The sequence below is a fragment of the Xanthomarina arctica genome (assembly GCF_014638915.1).
GTDB classification, from domain to species: Bacteria; Bacteroidota; Bacteroidia; order Flavobacteriales; family Flavobacteriaceae; genus Xanthomarina; species Xanthomarina arctica.
The window spans coordinates 235,719-253,795 of record NZ_BMFQ01000001.1; the positions used below are offsets into that span (position 1 = coordinate 235,719).

An 18,077-nucleotide genomic window follows, 5' to 3' on the forward strand; every position below is an offset into this window, starting at 1 on the left:
TCAAATTAGAATATCAAATAGATTTTATTAATTCCCGAAATTATATCTCAAAGTAATACCTCCACGTACGGTAGTTTGTGGGTAAGCCGTTGAAATAGCGTATTCTGAAAACATATAATCGAAATAGAAAATTCCTGTTAAGTTTCTACTAAATGAATAATCTGCTGTTAGTTTTCCGGACCAAACGGTTTGGCCGGAAGTTATTTGATTGTTTATAACGTCTAGATACCTTATTATGGTTTCATTTCTTCTAAGCGAAAGATCTGCTTTCATGTTTAAATCACTAACAATTCGCTTGGAAGGTCCAGCCAATTTGGATTTTATACTTACGTCCTTAATTCTATAACCTAAACCAACAATATACTCATTTCCATGAATCTCTGTCATTAAGTTATTATCGAAACTTAAGGAAAGCAATCTATCCTTTCTAATTTCTGCAAGAATCTTTACAGAATTTTTCATTTCCATATCAATACGTACTAAAGGACTAAACATTTCTGTTAAGTTGATATTACTATAAAGTGTTTCGTTTTTAAAATTTCCTCCTTGGTTTAAAGCGTCTGGATCTAACGGATCGTAATCTAGATTTGTTCGGAATTGATTAATAGTATAAGAAGCGCGATACCCATGAATTATAGAGAATCTTTTAAAACGTTTTTTAAACCATTTCACGTTCATTAAACCAGTGTATTTAATATCCCAGTTTGGAATTGGAAATTCCTTTATGGCAGACAACGAAATTCCTTCTGATTTCTCTCCAGTATAAGCTGATAAAAAGGATGGTAATAGAACGGCTTGATTATTTTTTCCATAACCCACTGGATATCCTTCTACATCTAATGGAAAGGTTGCACTTCCATAATGATCTTCTGCCAATCTGTTTGCTACTATAAGCCTGTTTGATCTAAAATTATCGAAGGTTTCCGATTGAGCAACATCACTTTTACTGAAAGCTGTTTTAAACAAAATGGTAGAAATACTATAGTTTCCAAAAGAATTTGGGGTCAAAGATTCGTATTCTAGACCATCGCCATAATCGTTTACTCTATAGTTCTCAGTATAATTTTCAGCATAGGTTCTATTTGCAACTAAATCAATTTTTAAGTCTTTTATAGGCTCAATGTTAACGGAGTAATCCAATTGTTGCGTTTTAACAGCAGTGTATTGGTCGTTAAAATCTTGATATACTGTTAACCAACCATTTTTAGCTGCTAAATATCTCACATCTTTTTGGCTTCCAAAAGTAAAACCAACCGTTGGTTTTAATGTTCCAATAAAACCTGGAGATCTTAAGTAACCCGGCAAATATGTTCCGTTGGTTTCTGAATAATTTATTTGTATTCTTTTTACACTAGTTATAATATCTATTCCAACGTTGGTTAATTTTTGTCCACCTTTATTGGATTTCACTGGTTTTTGATCGGTATCCTTATTCGAATCCGGAGGGGTACCTGGTCTAGATGCTGGAGCGGCTGTTCTTCTAACTGTTTTCTTTTTAAGTCCTATATAGTTATAGAGCTTATTCATGTTTAGGGTTGTGTTAATATTATGCCTGTTGGCATTAGAAACTGTATTCCCTAAATTGTAATTCTGTCCATCAATTTCTATATCTTCAAACAAACTTGACCCTTTTTGCCATTGGAAATCGCCACTATAAGTATAGGTAGCATCAACAAAACTCAATGCAGGGATTTTATCTATAGGAATATCATAGTTAACAGCAAGTTGTTGGAATTGCATGTTTGGATCTCCTAAATCAAAAAAGCCATTCCAAACATTTAAATTTGGATCTGGTACGTCTCCAGCAATATTATCCTTGAAATAATTTTGTACGATATTATTGTTTGAAGCCGATAGGTTAAATTGGAGTGATTTGGTTAAGTTATAATTAATGGTATAACCATAATCGAAGGTGTAATTTCTTCTATAAAATTCTTCTAAGCCAATATTATCGCCTGCTAATTCTATTTCTCTAAATTTTTGTTGATTGTACTGACGATTAATATTTGTATTTATGGTAAAAACTGAAGGCAACGGATTAAAATTAAAATCCTTTAATAATTTCCAGTAATCTCCTGTAAATAACGAATCGTTCTTTTTAAATGGTTCAATGGTAAAAGGTGCGAAATTGTAAGCATAATTTACACCCGTTCTAACTGTTTGATCAATTGAATTTTCAATTTCAAAATCCCTGAACTTTATTTTATTATAAGAATAATTAAACGTTAAGTTTTCTACATCGTAAAATCTAGGCTTTTCTTCGTTTGTCTTTACTTTTCTAACACCTATAAAATTAATACTCTTTCTATTGGTATAAGTTTCAGACTGTTCTTTAATAGTATTTTTTTCATCATCTGTTTCTGCCGCATCAATTCTAGATTCTAAAGTTAAATCCTTATAGTATTGATCGTATTGTGGAGTAATCAATTCTTCACCTTGACCATAATTAAAAGGGAGTTGAATTCCCCATTTAGGTGGTAATAATTGTCCAACATTTACATTTGTTACTACATCGTACTGCTCAACATCTTCTCTACTTCTTTGGTTTGGCTCTTGTTCTATGGAACCAAAACCAGTGGTACTTTTTCTTCCAGTTGCACTTACGCTTGCAAAATCGGCAAAGTTGGTGTCTATGGTTAAAATGGTTGCCCAACCGCCTTCGTTATCCATATCAGACAAACGAAGCTCATCAACCCATAATTCTCCGCACTTATCTGTAGATGCTGCGTTTTTAACACCAATCATTAAAACTCTAATATCTCCAAAATTCGGATTTCCTATAATTCCAATACGTTGCTGTCCCAAGGTATAAGGTGAAAATTCTGCTACAGGATTATCACTTAAACCATCATTAATAACATCATAAAACGTTGGTGTTGTACTACTAATGGTACCATCACTGATGCTTTCCGATTTAATTTGCTGCAGTAATTCTAAAGGTAAATCTATATTGTTTTCAGTTGGCCATAATAATTCTCTAGTATCTCCATCGCTGACTTTTAAAGGCACTTCTATCTGGTAGTAGTTTTGAGTTAAATCGTTACCCATTCTAATAAAACCAATAAAATCTTCGTCTTGTAATCCAGGTATTTCGTCTTCTTCAAGATGTATAAACATGTTTAAACGTTTATACTGACGCATGTCTATATTAATGTTTTTATAAACGGCTCTACCATCTTCTGACTCCAAATCGCATACATCTAAAACCAGGGATTGCTCGTTTTCCCGTATTACTGTATTATTATTATAAAATTCTTCTGGCTCTACTCCAGGAGGTGAAATATATTTTCCATCATTTTCTATAGTTCCAATAACTCCAACACTAAATTCTGTGTCGTCTAAAGCAGGATCTCCTCCATCTGCATCTAAAGAAAGTGTGTATTTTCTCCAATCGCTTCTTACAAGGTCTAAAGTTCCAAAACGGAAAACTGTTTCTTCTGAAAATTCTTTCAAAAACATACGTGTAAAACGAATGGATCTGAAATCTGAAATCCCTCCAATAGCTCCCGTATATCCGCTAATTGGAATTCTAAATTGTATCCATCTTGGCGTTACTGTTTGACCGTTAGGCAAAACTCTTACTTCATCATTTTTAATATCTACAATGAATGGGTTGTTTAAGTTTAAGGTTGAAGGAGTTAAATCCAATTCGTATTCGTAATAACTATCAATGGTATTCATTGTATTATCACGATTCAAATCTTCAACGTCTGGTAGCGTTGTAGAACCACGATTTGTATCTGAAAACTCATCCGGAGAATTTCCTTGAACGTTATTATATTTTTTATAACGATCAAAAATATTTCCTTCTGCGTTTAAGAAATAAGCGTAATTATCGTTTGCTGGATCGGGTAATGAAGCATAATCTGAAAATATTTGAGCTTCATCTACATCGTCATATCCATCATAACCTACATCTTGATTAGTTCGCTCTTGTCCAGTTGTGTCGAAGGCATAAATTAAAGATTGGTTTTGAGGGTAAACAGTTTCCCAGGAAGGAGATGTTGGTAAAACACCAACAACATTTCCATCTGATGGCAATCCGTTTTCGTAAACTTTTCTACCATCCTTTAAGATATCTTCAGAAATATTTCCAAGGTTAAAAACTAATTTCCCTCCTGGATTTGAAGCATTGTCTTGATATGGATCTTGTAACCAAAATTCGATATATTCTACATTCGATTGCTCAAAATCTGTTGATGTTAATGCTCTTGTAATTCCCGCCCAACTTTGTTGTGGCGTTAATAACGTATTTCCATCCACATTGGAGGATTGGAAATTATAAGATCCTCTTTCTGCAGGGTAATATGCTAAATCTAATGTATTAATAACTGTTGTTTGTCCTTGCGAAATATCTTGATTAGGAAATAATTCCTCTATAAATACACGGCTGTCGTAAAGACCAGATATATCCTCTACTGTAATATCACTTGGGCTTTGATTTCCATAAAAAATTGGATCTATAGTATACCAGTTCAGTAAGGCTCTGTTGTAACCATTTTGAATTCCATTTACATTATCGTCGTTGGCATTTATACCATTCGGACGACTTGACATAAACCAGGATTGAGGCGATTTTAAATCGATAGCATTTTGCGAACCTTCAAAATCATCTATATATGATGTTGATTCTCCTCCAAATTCTGTTCCTTTTGGTGATCCCGGAGTTAAATAAGCAAATTCTCCCCTTACAGCAAGATTGGAAGGTACATCTGTATCTATATTTGGTAACTTGTTTACCAATCTAGTAAAAAATGGCACTTCTGTAGAGTAGTTACCATTAATTCCAAAAATATGGTTATTGATTGGTTCTTGGCCGTAATTAGCCTTTTGAGTTATCGGTCTTTCGTTTAAATGCAACCATGTGGCTCCAAGAACAAAATTTTCGTTGAATTGATGATCGACATTTATTCCTGTAAAACGTTTTGTTTGTTGTCCAAAAACTGCATTGTTTTCAGTTGAAACTTGAATAGGTGTGTTTGAAGCTTTTAAAGCTTCATCAAGTATTTGGACGGTTCCTTGTTGGTAATTTACGGTATAATCTATTCCTTCTACCAACAATCTTCCTCCAGCAGTAACTTTCACAGAACCTCTAGGGACATTAAAGGCACCAATTGGAATTCCATCTCCACCAGAAGACTTATAACGCCCTTGCATTTTAAACTTGTTCTTTTCCGGAACTTGTAAAGCCGCGGTTTTGGTTTCTTTGTAAAGTATGTCATAAACATACTTTGACTGGTTGTCGTTATAGGTTACGTCGTTGTTATAATCTTCTCCTGCACCTACTGATAATTTATCGAATAAATACTCTCCAAAAGGTTCCGCTTTATTAAAGATTATCTTTCCGTTTTGAGGAATAACTGTTATTCCAGGAACATAATCGAAAAACCCATCTCCATTTGCCTGTAAATCCCCATTAAAATTTAATCTATCTAAATTAAATAATTGCAATAAGGTTGTATTTTGAATTAAATCCTCTTGTGGTGTACTTGGTGTTACAGGAACTCCATTAATATCCACTCCAAAAGAGGTTCCATCAACCGGTGAAATATAGTTTAAAAGCGAGGCCTCATTATAAAAGATATTTAATTTAAAATCTTCCTGACTTAATTGGTAGGCTCCCGTATTATAAATATTCTTCATCATTAAGTCCCAAATAGGCTGATTAACATTTGTAATAGGACTTTTTAATAATTTTAAAACTAAGTTATTGTTAGTAACTGTTGTAATACCACCTGGATTTGTATTAACATCTTGAGCGTCTAGTCCATCGTTAGCAAATTCTCCTACTTGATACACTTGTCCGCCAACCGTAAATTGGAAAGCAACTGCTAAGATTTCATCGTTATTTAATCTCTGATTTAAGGAGATATATCCCAATTGAGAATCCAAGGTATATTCTTGACCCTCTAGTAGTTTTTTCGCATTTTCCAATTTGGCGTAATCGGAACCTTCATTCACGGAACTAGCCAGTGACCCAAAACCTTGTTGCACGGTTGCAATATCTCTAATTTGTTGCGTTAGCACAGAACCTGAACCTATTGCTGTTGGGTTATAATCGTTATTTGCATTATTAGGAAACGCATTTGGACCTACATTGATAAATCCTGGAGGAATTGGTTGCAATAACATGTTATTAGCATTTGGGTCTGGGTTAGATTCTCCTAAATCCTGTAAAGCCACAATGTTTCTAACGTTTTCTGTGTTATTATTCCTATTGGTTATCCATACTTCCACTCTGGTAATTTGAACGTTGGTATTTATAAACGGATAATTAGAAAGTGCGTAGTCGAAATTATCTCTAAAGTAATGTGCTAAGAAATAGTGTCTATTCTCGTCGTAGTCTCTTGCGAAGAAATCGAATTCTTCAATGGTTCCTCCACCTTGTGCAACCACTGTTTTAGTATCTGATTTTTGTTCAGAGAAAACACCTGTTACAGTTGTTTTACCAAACTGCAATTGCGTTTTAACTCCAAACAAACTTTGTGCTCCTGTAATTAAGGCACTATTTAAAGGCATACTAACATTACCAACTTCTATTTTTTGAATAATATCGTCTTCAGTTGGTGTGTACTCCAATTTTATTAAGTTCTGAAAATCGAAAGTAGACTCCGTATCATAATTAGCGGTAACTTGCAATTTAGTTCCTACTTTTCCTAATAAACTTAAACTAATACGCTGATCGAAATCAAAAGTAAAACTACTTCTGTTTTGAGGAGAAAAGGTAGGATTATCTTGTTTAGTAAATAAAACACCCAAATCTATTTCTACCGAACCTTGAGGAATAACGTTAATGGTATTTCCTCCAAAAATTGATTCGAACAATCCAGATCTTACATAAAATTCTGGCAATAAATTTTTCTGTTCTTCTTCGGCACCTTCTTTTTTACCATCGAAAGCATCTATTTTTTGTTTGTAGTATGCTTTTAAATTTTCTTGTAAAACTAGTTCCCTATATTCTTCTGGCGATAATATTATTGGATAATTAATATTGAATCTTCCAACGGATTGGGTATAGATGTATCTATCGGTTAATGGATCGTAGGTATAAAAAGATTCAATACTAGATGGATTAGGCATGTTTAAATTTCCTAATGAAAATCCTGTACTTGTAGAATCTTGAGGTGTTGGAGTTACCTGTGAAAATGAATAAAGGCTAAGAAGCAAAAAAACGCTTAATAGCAAATACTGTTTGTTGGTTTTTAAATAATTATGGGTGGTTGTACTCAAATCTTTTATAAATTTTTTAAAGCCTGTTTTATAATTACTTCTACACTTGCATCTGGTTCAATAGAAATTATTTTATCTATAACACGTTCTGATTGTTTTTTATTGAATCCAAGAACTTCTAAAGCAGATAACGCTTCATCTTTATTTGTATTGCTTTTCTGAGTTGAAAGTTCGTCAATATCATAGACTTTCAAAATTTTATCTTTTAAATCCAAAATTACTCGTTGAGCTGTCTTTGCTCCAATGCCTTTTATGGATTGTATTAAAGCTACATCTCCAATGGCAATTCCTTCTCTAACTTGTTTTGGTGTTAATGATGACAACATGGTTCGGGCTATACTTGCGCCAACACCACTTACTGAAATTAATAATCTAAAAATCTCTCTTTCTGCTAAGGAAGAAAAACCAAATAAGGTGTGCGAATCTTCCTTTACTTGAAGATGAGTAAATAGTTTGATATTTTCTTGATCGGGAATTTGAGAAAAGGTATGCAATGAAATATTTAACATATAGCCTACGCCATTGCAATCTATAACAACATCTGTTGGATTTTTCTCAACTAGTTTCCCTTGAATATGTGTAATCATTAACAAAACTTTAATAAACTCTCAAATGTAATAAAATAATTCACATTATAAAGCTGTTTACTTTTCTATTGCAACTTTATTATCAAGTTCTTTTTTTTCTTTTTGTTGTGCGTCTATTACAGCAATAGCAGTCATATTTACAATTTCATCAACACTTGCATCTAATTGAAGTATGTGCACTGGTTTCCTTAAACCCATCATTATAGGGCCAATAGAATCTGCTTTGTACAACTCCTTCAACAGTTTATAAGTAATATTTGCTGATTCTAAGTTGGGAAAAATTAAGGTATTTACCTTTTTTCCTGCCAATTTAGAAAATGGAAAGATGTCTTGAAGCATTTCTTTATTTAACGCAAAATCTGCTTGAAGCTCTCCATCTACCAACAAATTAGGATGTCTTTTATGTAAATAACTAACAGCTTCTCTAACTTTAGTAGCTGTTTTATTTTTTGAAGAACCAAAATTAGAATAGGATATCATGGCCATTACAGGTTCCATTCCAAACATTTTTACCACTCCTGCAGTCATTTGTGCAATTTTAGTCAAATCTTCGGCAGTAGGATTGATATTAATAGCTGTATCGCTTAAAAACATCGGGCCACGTTGGGTCATCATAACATTAGTTGTAGCAATTCTAGTAGAGTCTGGCGCCAAACCAATAAGCTCTAAAACAGGTTTTACTACTAAAGGATAAGATCTTGAGAAACCAGAAATCATGGCATCTGCATCTCCTTCATTTACCATCATAGCTGCAAAATAATTACGTTCTCTCATAATATTTTGAGCAGAATATAAGGTAACACCTCGTCTTTTACGCTGCTTCCAATATGTTTTAGCATAGATATTTTTGCGTTCTTCTTCTTCGTCTGATTTTGGATCAATAATTTCCACATCAGCATCGAATTCCAACTCTTCTTTTAGTTTCTCTATAACATCACGTCTTCCTAAAAGGATAGGAATTGCTATTCCCTCATCATGAACAATCTGGGCTGCTTTTAGCACATCTAAATGATCTGCTTCAGCAAACACCACTCGTTTCGGATTAATTTTAGCTCTATTAAGCAGCAATCTAACAAGCTTATTATCTGAACCTAAACGCTCTAAAAGCTCTTCTTTATATTTGTCCCAGTTTTCAATAGGCTCTTTTGCAACGCCACTTTCCATTGCCGCTTTGGCCACTGCAGGAGGTACTTCTGCAATTAATCTAGGATCGAAAGGTTTTGGAATAATATATTCTTTTCCAAAGGTTAAACGAGTTTCGCCATAAGCGATATTTACTTGTTCTGGAACAGCTTCTTTTGCTAAATTAGCTAGAGATTTTACGGCTGCCATTTTCATGGCCTCGTTAATTTTAGTAGCACGAACATCTAAAGCCCCTCTAAAAATAAAAGGAAACCCAAGAACATTATTAACTTGGTTCGGATTATCAGAACGTCCAGTTGCCATTATAATATCTTTTCGTGTATCAATAGCAAGTTGGTAATCTATTTCTGGATCTGGATTAGCTAAAGCAAAAACTATTGGGTCTTTTGCCATAGACAACAGCATATCTGGAGAAACTATATTTGCTTTTGAAAGCCCGATAAATACATCGGCATTTAACATGGCTTCATCTAAAGTATCAATAAGTCTATGTGTAGCAAATTCTGCTTTTTCTGATGTTAAATCGTCCCTATCTTGTCTAATTACTCCCTTGCTATCCAACATTACAATGTTTTCACGCTTGGCGCCAAAGGCCTGATATAATCTGGTGCAAGAAATAGCTGCGGCTCCTGCTCCACTAATAACAATTTGTACTTGGTCTATTTTCTTTTTTGTAAGCTCTAAAGCATTCAACAAGGCCGCAGACGAAATAATAGCTGTTCCATGTTGGTCGTCGTGCATGACTGGAATATCCAACTCTTCTTTAAGTCTTCTTTCTATTTCGAAGGCTTCGGGAGCCTTAATATCTTCTAAATTGATTCCACCAAAAGTTGGGGCTATCATTTTTACAGTTTGAATAAACTCTTCAATATTTTCTGTTCCAACTTCAATATCGAAAACATCGATGTCTGCAAAAATTTTAAAAAGTAAACCTTTTCCTTCCATTACTGGTTTTGAAGCTTCAGGTCCAATATTTCCTAGTCCTAAAACTGCAGTTCCATTAGAAATAACGGCAACTAAGTTTCCTTTGGCAGTATATTTATAGACATTATTGACATCTTTTGCTATTTCCAGACAGGGTTCTGCAACGCCCGGAGAATAGGCTAAAGATAAATCTCTTTGGGTTGCATATTTTTTAGTTGGTACCACCTGAATCTTTCCTGGTGTTGGTTTTGCATGATATACTAAGGCTTCTCGGCGTTTACTTTGTTTACTCATATTTGCTATAAATTAAAGCTTTATTCAAATAATTCTGAACTAACAAATGTAACAATCCTGAAACTTAAAGCCTAATCTTTTATGAATTTGATATTCCGTGTTAAACCTGCAAATTTAGTGCGTTTCACAGCCGATTTTTGAAACACTTTTTTAAATGTGTCTTCAGTAATCTCTTCCCAATCTTTTTTGGTCATTGCCAACAATTCAGGATGTGGATTAAATAAAGGTTCGTTATGAGGTTTTGAAAACTTGTTCCACGGACATACATCCTGACAGATATCGCAACCAAACATCCAATCTTCAAACTGTCCTTTATAATCTGTTGGAATATTTTCTTTTAACTCGATTGTAAAATAAGAAATACATTTACTCCCATCTACCACATAAGGTTCTGTAATGGCATTTGTTGGGCAGGCATCGATGCATTTAGTGCAAGTGCCACAATGGTCTGAAGTAATACCATCATATTCCAATTCTAAATCGATAATCAATTCGGCAATAAAATAAAAAGATCCAACTTGTTGAGTTAATAAATTAGAATGTTTCCCAATCCAACCTAAACCAGATTTTGCAGCCCATGCTTTATCCAAAACTGGAGCTGAATCTACAAAAGCTCGTCCTTCAACCTCTCCTATTTCATCCTGAATAAAATGCAAAAGAGATTTTAATTTATCCTTAATAATAAAATGATAATCCGTTCCGTAAGCATATTTAGACAGCTTAAACGTATTTTCTTTTTGAGTTTCTTCAGGGTAATAATTTAGCAATAATGAAATAACACTTCTGGAACCTTCAACTAACTTTGTTGGGTCTAAACGTTTATCAAAATGATTTTCCATGTATTGCATTTCACCATGGCTATTATTTTTTAGCCACTTTTCAAGTCTTGGTGCTTCTGCTTCTAAAAACCCTGCTTTACTGATACCACATGATAAAAACCCGAGGCGTTTAGCTTCGCCTTTAATAAGTTGACTGTATTTAGATTTATTTTCAATCACGAAACACGCGTTTCAAATTTTAATATAGCATTTTTAGGCCTTAAAGTAATTAGTGGTTGGATATCTATTGTTTCATTAACTGGATGAATATTAAATTTTGTTACCATTTCAGATACTGCAAGTACCATTTCAAACATCGCAAAATTATTACCAATACACTTTCTTGGTCCTGCTCCAAATGGAAAATAGTGTGAGGAATACGCTTTTGCTTTTTCAGGGGAAAATCGGTCAGGATTAAATTCTTCAGGGTTTTTCCAAAGTTTTTTATGCCTATGAATTTCAAATATTGAAAATAAAAAACTGCTCCCTTTTTTAAAATGAAAATCTTTGAAAGTATCATCTTCTATATTTACTCGATCCATAAAATAAGCTGGTGGATATAATCGTAATGACTCTTCAATAACTTGTTTTGCGTATTGAGATTGCATGATAACCAACATAAGATCTGAATGACTATCTGCTATAACGTCTTGATATTGCTTCCGAATTTTTTGCTGCCATTCTGGATGATGTGCCAAAAACTGCAATGTAAAACTTAAAGAATTGGCAGTGGTTTCATGTCCTGCAACAAATAAGACTAAAATTTCATCAATAAGTTGTTCGTTGTTCATAACAGAACCATCATCGTACTTAGCGTTTATAAGCATATCCAGTAGATCGTTATGTTGTTCTTTGGAATGTTTTCTTCTGTTAATAATATTGAGAAGAATATCTCTTGATTCTTGAGATCTTGAAAGGTGCTTTTTAATTATTCCGAAAGACTTAAAATACCATTTTAAATAGGGTTGTCTTAATTCTTTTACCAACATAAGTTGATTTTCTTCTGTTACTTCCTGAAGAACCTTTATTTCATTATTTGTTGCCGCATTACTGAAAAGAGATTTCACAACAACCTTAAAGGCCAGATCACCAAAAACAGGTAATACATTAATATGAGTCTCGGTTTGAATTTTCAGAATTTCTTCCACAATAGTCTCTTTGACCGTTGCTAATAACTTATCTAAATTTTTTTTATGAAAAGCAGGTTGAATTAATTTTCGCTGAGTTCGCCAATAATCACCTTCAGAAGTTAGTAAACCTTTTCCTAAGTATTTTGCGAGTTGTACGGTTTGGATTTCAGATTTTTTATAGTTTTTCCAATTTTTCTGAAGAACGTATTCTGCCAATTCAGCGTCTCGTGAAAAAATGGCATAATTACCTAACCCAATATTAAGTTTAAAAGTATCACCATGCTTTTCAAAATTTTCATGATGAAAAGGCAACGGGTTATTCAATATTTTTATGGCTTGCCTTAAAAAGGTAAATGTAGAAACTTCTGGTATTTTCTTAATTTGGGTCATTAAAACAATCCTCCTTGCGTTGGTCCTTTTATTTTCCCTAGATGTTTATAGGCTAATTCGGTTACTTCTCTCCCACGCGGGGTTCGCATAATAAATCCTTGTTGGATTAAAAAAGGCTCGTAAACTTCTTCAATGGTTTCGGCACTTTCACTTACAGCAGTTGCTATAGTTGTAATTCCGACAGGTCCGCCTTTAAATTTATCAATCAGGGTTGTTAGAATTTTGTTATCCATTTCGTCTAAGCCATGAGCATCCACATGAAGTGCTTCTAAAGCAAATTTGGCAATTTTAATATCAATATTACCATTTCCTTTAATTTGAGCAAAATCGCGTACACGACGTAACAAGGCATTTGCAATTCTAGGAGTACCACGACTTCTACCAGCAATCTCAATAGCCGCTTCCATAGAAATTGGAACTTTTAATATTTCTGAACTACGTTGCACAATAGTAGTCAGTAATTCGGTATTATAATATTGTAACCTACTTTGTATTCCAAAACGGGCTCTCATTGGAGCTGTTAATAGACCAGAGCGTGTTGTTGCTCCAACTAATGTAAAAGGATTCAGGTTAAGTTGAACGGTTCTGGCGTTTGGGCCAGACTCAATCATGATATCAATTTTGTAATCCTCCATTGCCGAGTATAAATACTCTTCTACAATGGGACTTAATCTATGTATTTCGTCAATAAATAAAACATCTCTTTCATCTAGATTTGTAAGCAGTCCAGCTAAATCTCCTGGCTTATCTAAAACAGGGCCAGAAGTTACTTTAATACCTACACCCAACTCGCTTGCTAGAATATGGGCTAAGGTCGTTTTCCCTAATCCGGGAGGTCCATGAAATAAGGTGTGATCTAATGCTTCCTCACGTAAATTTGCCGCTTGAACAAAGATTTGAAGATTCTCCAATACTTGATCCTGACCTGTAAAATCATCGAATGATAAAGGTCTCAATTTCTTTTCTACATCCAGTTCTTCTGGCGTAAAACTGTCTCCTGTAGGATCTAGGTTGTCGTTCATGTGCACATCCCACGAAAGTGAGAATCTAAATTTATTATTGAAAAATCATTATAAGCAAATATAAAGAAAAAGCCTTTCCGAATTGGAAAGGCTTTTGAATAATATGTAATCTCTTTTGTTGAAACCCGTTTTTAAAAGGCAATAACAAAAAAGACCTTTGAAATTTTAAGCATTTCAAAGGTCTTTTCTAATCTATTGTGAGATTCCCATCTTCGCAGGAATTAGTTTAATGTTGAAGTTCTTCTTCACCTTCTTTTAAAGGAACGTTTTGTGGTACGAAATCGACATCATGTCCTGGTTTACTATAATCGTAAGCCCAACGGTATACATGAGGAATTTCACCTGGCCAGTTTCCGTGAATATGTTTCACAGGAGCAGTCCATTCTAAAGTTGTAGATCTCCAAGGGTTTTGAGGCGCCTTTTTTCCGAAGAACATACTTCCAAAGAAATTATATAAGAATACTAGTTGGAATACCCCTCCAATGATAGCAAACACCGTTATTACAACGTTAACATTCGCTAAATCGTCAAATAATGGGAAATTAGAGTTTGTATAATAACGTCTTGGTAAACCTGCCATTCCAATAAAATGCATTGGGAAGAACACACCGTAAGCACAGATAGCTGTAACCCAGAAGTGAATGTAACCTAAGTTTTTATTCATCATTCTACCAAACATTCTTGGATACCAATGGTAAACCCCAGCAAACATCCCGTAAAGAGCAGAAATACCCATTACTAAGTGGAAGTGAGCAATTACAAAATAAGTATCGTGAACGTTAATATCTAATGCAGAATCTCCTAAAATAATTCCAGTTAATCCACCTGTAATAAAAGTAGAAACGAAACCTATTGAGAAAAGCATGGCGGTATTCATTTGTATATTCCCCTTCCAGATGGTCGTTATCCAGTTAAAGGCTTTTACAGCTGAAGGTATTGCAATTAATAAGGTTGTAAATGTAAATACAGAACCTAAGAATGGATTCATACCAGAGATAAACATGTGGTGACCCCAAACGATGGTTGATAAGAATGCAATAGCTAATATAGAAGCAATCATTGCACGGTAACCGAAAATAGGTTTACGTGAGTTTGATGCCATAATTTCTGAAACCATTCCCATGGCTGGTAAGATTACAATATATACCTCCGGATGTCCTAAGAACCAGAATAAGTGTTCAAATAAAACTGGAGAACCACCTTGGTAATGTAATACTTCACCTTGAATAAAGATATCCGATAAGAAGAAGGATGTACCAAAACTTCTATCCATGATTAACAATAAAGCAGCAGAGAATAATACCGGGAAAGAAACAACACCAATAATTGCAGTTACAAAAAATGCCCAGATAGTAAGAGGAAGTCTAGTCATAGACATTCCTTTTGTTCTTAAGTTTATTACTGTTACAATATAGTTTAATGAACCTAATAAAGATGAAGCAATAAAGATTGCCATAGATACTAACCATAAAGTCATACCCATTCCAGAACCACCTTGAGCCATTGGTAAGGCAGATAAAGGAGGATAAATAGTCCAACCGGCAGCAGCTGGTCCAGCTTCTACAAATAGAGACATTAGCATAATAACACTAGATAAGAAGAATAACCAATATGAAACCATATTTAGAAATCCTGATGCCATATCTCGTGCACCAATTTGCAATGGAATTAAAAGGTTACTAAAAGTACCACTTAAACCAGCTGTTAACACAAAGAATACCATAATGGTACCGTGAATAGTTACTAATGCTAAATAAATATCAGCATCCATAACACCACCTGGTGCCCATTTACCTAGTAAAGCTTCAAATAATACATTTGGTTCTTCTGGCCATGCAATTTGCATACGAAACATGATGGACATAAGAACTCCAATAACACCCATAATCGTACCTGTAATCAGGTATTGTTTGGATATCATTTTATGATCCTGACTAAAGATGTATTTAGTCACGAAAGTTTCCTTATGATGATGTCCGTGATCGTCTTCGTGTGCGTGAGTATCTGCGTGTGTTGACATAATCTAATATATACTTTTTAAAACAGTTTCTTAATTTACTTAATTAAAGAATCTTTAAATTCTTTTTGTTCTTTGATCCAAGCGTCGTACTCTTCCTGAGTTTCAACTATAATATTCATTTGCATGTTATAATGAGATTTACCACAAATCTTATTACATAACAATAAAAAATTAAATTCGTATGGATCTAAAGGAGCTTCACCTTTTATTGCTAATTCCTTGCTTTTTTCCGATCTAATATCATTAATATTAGCAACCTTCTCCAAGATTTGAGGTGTTTGTCTCATATCTGCAGTAGTTATAGATGGCGTAAAACCAAATTGTGTGATCATACCAGGAACACAGTTCATTTGTGCTCTAAAATGTGGCATGTAAGCAGAGTGCAATACATCTTGTGAACGCATTTTGAATAATACTGGTTTACCTACTGGTAAATGCAATTCTGAAGTTATAATATCGTCTTGAGCATTTGGATCAGATTCATCTACTCCAAGAATATTTGCTTTATCGATATCAATTAATCTCACATTAGCTTTTCCTAAGGTATTATCATTACCACCGTAACGCGCCTTCCAGTTAAACTGTTGTGCATATAATTCTATAATTATAGGATCGTCATCTTCATTCACGTTCATAATACTTGTCCAAGTAAATAAACCATAAATGATTAGTCCCGCTAATACGATTACTGGAATAATGGTCCAAATAGCTTCTAAGGTATTATTATCAGCATAGAAAAATGCTTTCTTTCCTTTTTCTCCTCTATATTTAAAAGCAAAATAATGTAATAAATATTGTGTTATGGTTTGTACTATGAAGATAAGAACCATAGAGATAATCATCAAATTATCAATTTCTGCACCATGTACAGATGCTGAATTTGACATTAATGGTAAGTCTCCCCATTTTACAAAACAAACGATAGTAATGATATAAATGAAAGCTAAGAAAGCTAGCATCATATATGCATTTATCTTGTTATCGTTATCTGTTGCTATTTGGCTATTTGAAGTACCTACCTGAGCTAAATCAAATATTTTAACCATTTGCCATATGGCAACAGCTACAAAAAATACTATTATAATTGTTAAAAAAGCTGTCATTGTCTTTTCTCTACTTTAATTAATTTTTTAATAATGAAAATGTTCACTTTCCTTCAGGAATGGATTTCTTTTTACTAGTAATGGCGCTTTAGATAAAGCTGAAAATACGATGAATATAAATAATCCAGCGAATAACATCACAGAACTAATTTCAGGAATACCAATAGACCATCTATCTCCAACAGTTGCAGGCATAATCATTACATAAACATCTACGTAATGTCCTACTAAAATGATAATTCCAGCCATACTAACAAACCAAGGGATTCGTTTATAATCGCTATTCATTAACACTAAGAATGGGAACACAAAGTTTAGTACTACCATACCGAAGAAAAGACCGTTGTAATCTTGAATACGTGTTACAAAATAAGTAACCTCTTCAGGAATATTTGCATACCAAATTAACATGAATTGTGAAAACCAAAGGTAAGCCCAAAAAATACTAAATCCGAACATGAACTTTGCTAAATCATGAATATGACTATCATTAACTATTTCTAAATGACCTCTAGATTTTAAGTAAAGAGTTATAAACGCAATAACTGTAATTCCACTTACTGCCATTCCAGCAAACACATACCATCCAAATAAGGTACTAAACCAGTGAGGATCTACACTCATTATCCAATCCCAAGACATAATTGATTCTGTATAAATAAAGAATACTAAGAATGCCGCTGAAATACGAAATGTTTTTTTGAAGTAACTATTATCTGATGCCGTATCGTTAGCAATACTAAATTTACGTGAAAAATGTCTGTATAAACTCCAACCTGCAATAAAAATCAAGCCTCTAAAAGCAAACCACCAAATATTTAAATAGCTAGCTTTACCTTGTAATAATTTATCGTGAGCTACTACTTCTGGATCCATCCAGACAAATATATTATAGTGTCCAATGGTTCCTGATGCTATAGCAATTGCTAATACAATAAGACCTCCTGGTAATACATAAGCAGTAATTCCCTCCATAACTCTAAATAGTACTGGAGACCAACCTGATTGTGAAGCAAATTGAATAGCATAAAAGGCCAAAACCCCTAAAGCTATCATAAAAAAGAAAAAGGCTGCTACATATAATGCAGACCATGGTCTATTTGCCATTTGATGTTGTACATGCTCTACGTGTTTAGCATGTTCATCTACATGTTGCCCTGCATTTGCAGTTGCATCATGTGAATTTGCTTCATGACTAACCTCAGAATGATCTGAATCACCGGCTACCACATGAGCTTCAGTTGCTACGCCATGACCTCCACCATGAGGTGCTTCTTCTGCAAGCATGGTTTCAACTTCTTCAAAAGATTTATGAGATGTCATAAAACCATATCCTACGCCTAATAGTCCTAAAATTATTAAGGCTATAGAAAATGTCTTTAATTTATTTGAGATTGTGTACATATCTATATTTAA

Annotated in this window: 9 protein-coding genes; all 9 read right to left on the reverse strand. The window is 33.9% G+C overall.

The genetic code is table 11. The features are described from left to right. Positions 1–27: 27 nt before the first annotated feature. The 9 genes from sov to IEV77_RS01135 all read right to left on the reverse strand — a co-directional run bounded on the left by sov (position 28) and on the right by IEV77_RS01135 (position 18,065). Positions 28–7,230: a T9SS outer membrane translocon Sov/SprA gene (sov, locus tag IEV77_RS01095; RefSeq protein WP_188461017.1), complete on the reverse strand. Its 7,203-nt coding sequence runs from the start codon at positions 7,228–7,230 to the stop codon at positions 28–30. A 5-nt stretch (positions 7,231–7,235) separates the two neighbouring features. After that, complete coding sequence (gene ruvA / locus IEV77_RS01100) at positions 7,236–7,817, reverse strand: Holliday junction branch migration protein RuvA (RefSeq protein ID WP_188461020.1); 582 nt, start codon at positions 7,815–7,817, stop codon at positions 7,236–7,238. Between the two features lie 57 nt (positions 7,818–7,874). Next, positions 7,875–10,178, reverse strand: coding sequence for an NADP-dependent malic enzyme (locus IEV77_RS01105; RefSeq protein ID WP_188461022.1), 2,304 nt, complete (start codon positions 10,176–10,178; stop codon positions 7,875–7,877). A 71-nt stretch (positions 10,179–10,249) separates the two neighbouring features. Continuing rightward, positions 10,250–11,176 (reverse strand): tRNA epoxyqueuosine(34) reductase QueG, encoded by a 927-nt coding sequence (gene queG / locus IEV77_RS01110; protein WP_188461024.1) that lies wholly within the window; start codon positions 11,174–11,176, stop codon positions 10,250–10,252. Beyond that, entirely contained in the window at positions 11,173–12,516 is a 1,344-nt protein-coding gene (locus tag IEV77_RS01115; protein WP_188461026.1) for a cytochrome P450, read from the reverse strand. Before IEV77_RS01115 ends, queG begins: the two co-directional genes overlap by 4 nt. Beyond that, entirely contained in the window at positions 12,516–13,538 is a 1,023-nt protein-coding gene (ruvB, locus tag IEV77_RS01120; RefSeq protein ID WP_188461028.1) for a Holliday junction branch migration DNA helicase RuvB, read from the reverse strand. Before ruvB ends, IEV77_RS01115 begins: the two co-directional genes overlap by 1 nt. A gap of 226 nt (positions 13,539–13,764) precedes the next feature. Next, positions 13,765–15,558: a cytochrome c oxidase subunit I gene (locus tag IEV77_RS01125; RefSeq protein ID WP_188461030.1), complete on the reverse strand. Its 1,794-nt coding sequence runs from the start codon at positions 15,556–15,558 to the stop codon at positions 13,765–13,767. Positions 15,559–15,593: 35 nt separating this feature from the next. Then, the gene (locus IEV77_RS01130; protein ID WP_188461032.1) at positions 15,594–16,661 is read right to left on the reverse strand and encodes a cytochrome c oxidase subunit II; all 1,068 of its coding nucleotides are present in this window, start codon (positions 16,659–16,661) and stop codon (positions 15,594–15,596) included. Positions 16,662–16,688: 27 nt separating this feature from the next. Beyond that, entirely contained in the window at positions 16,689–18,065 is a 1,377-nt protein-coding gene (locus IEV77_RS01135) for a quinol:cytochrome C oxidoreductase (protein WP_188461034.1), read from the reverse strand. Between the last annotated feature and the right edge of the window lie 12 nt (positions 18,066–18,077).

What these genes read in the sequence shown, in the direction of transcription:
- IEV77_RS01135 (WP_188461034.1), bottom strand. Translation starts at nt 18,065, where the DNA reads ATGTACACAATCTCAAATAAATTAAAGACATTTTCTATAGCCTTAATA.
- IEV77_RS01105 (WP_188461022.1), bottom strand. Translation starts at nt 10,178, where the DNA reads ATGAGTAAACAAAGTAAACGCCGAGAAGCCTTAGTATATCATGCAAAA.
- IEV77_RS01130 (WP_188461032.1), bottom strand. Translation starts at nt 16,661, where the DNA reads ATGACAGCTTTTTTAACAATTATAATAGTATTTTTTGTAGCTGTTGCC.
- IEV77_RS01115 (WP_188461026.1), bottom strand. Translation starts at nt 12,516, where the DNA reads ATGACCCAAATTAAGAAAATACCAGAAGTTTCTACATTTACCTTTTTA.
- ruvA (WP_188461020.1), bottom strand. Translation starts at nt 7,817, where the DNA reads ATGATTACACATATTCAAGGGAAACTAGTTGAGAAAAATCCAACAGAT.
- ruvB (WP_188461028.1), bottom strand. Translation starts at nt 13,538, where the DNA reads ATGAACGACAACCTAGATCCTACAGGAGACAGTTTTACGCCAGAAGAA.
- IEV77_RS01125 (WP_188461030.1), bottom strand. Translation starts at nt 15,558, where the DNA reads ATGTCAACACACGCAGATACTCACGCACACGAAGACGATCACGGACAT.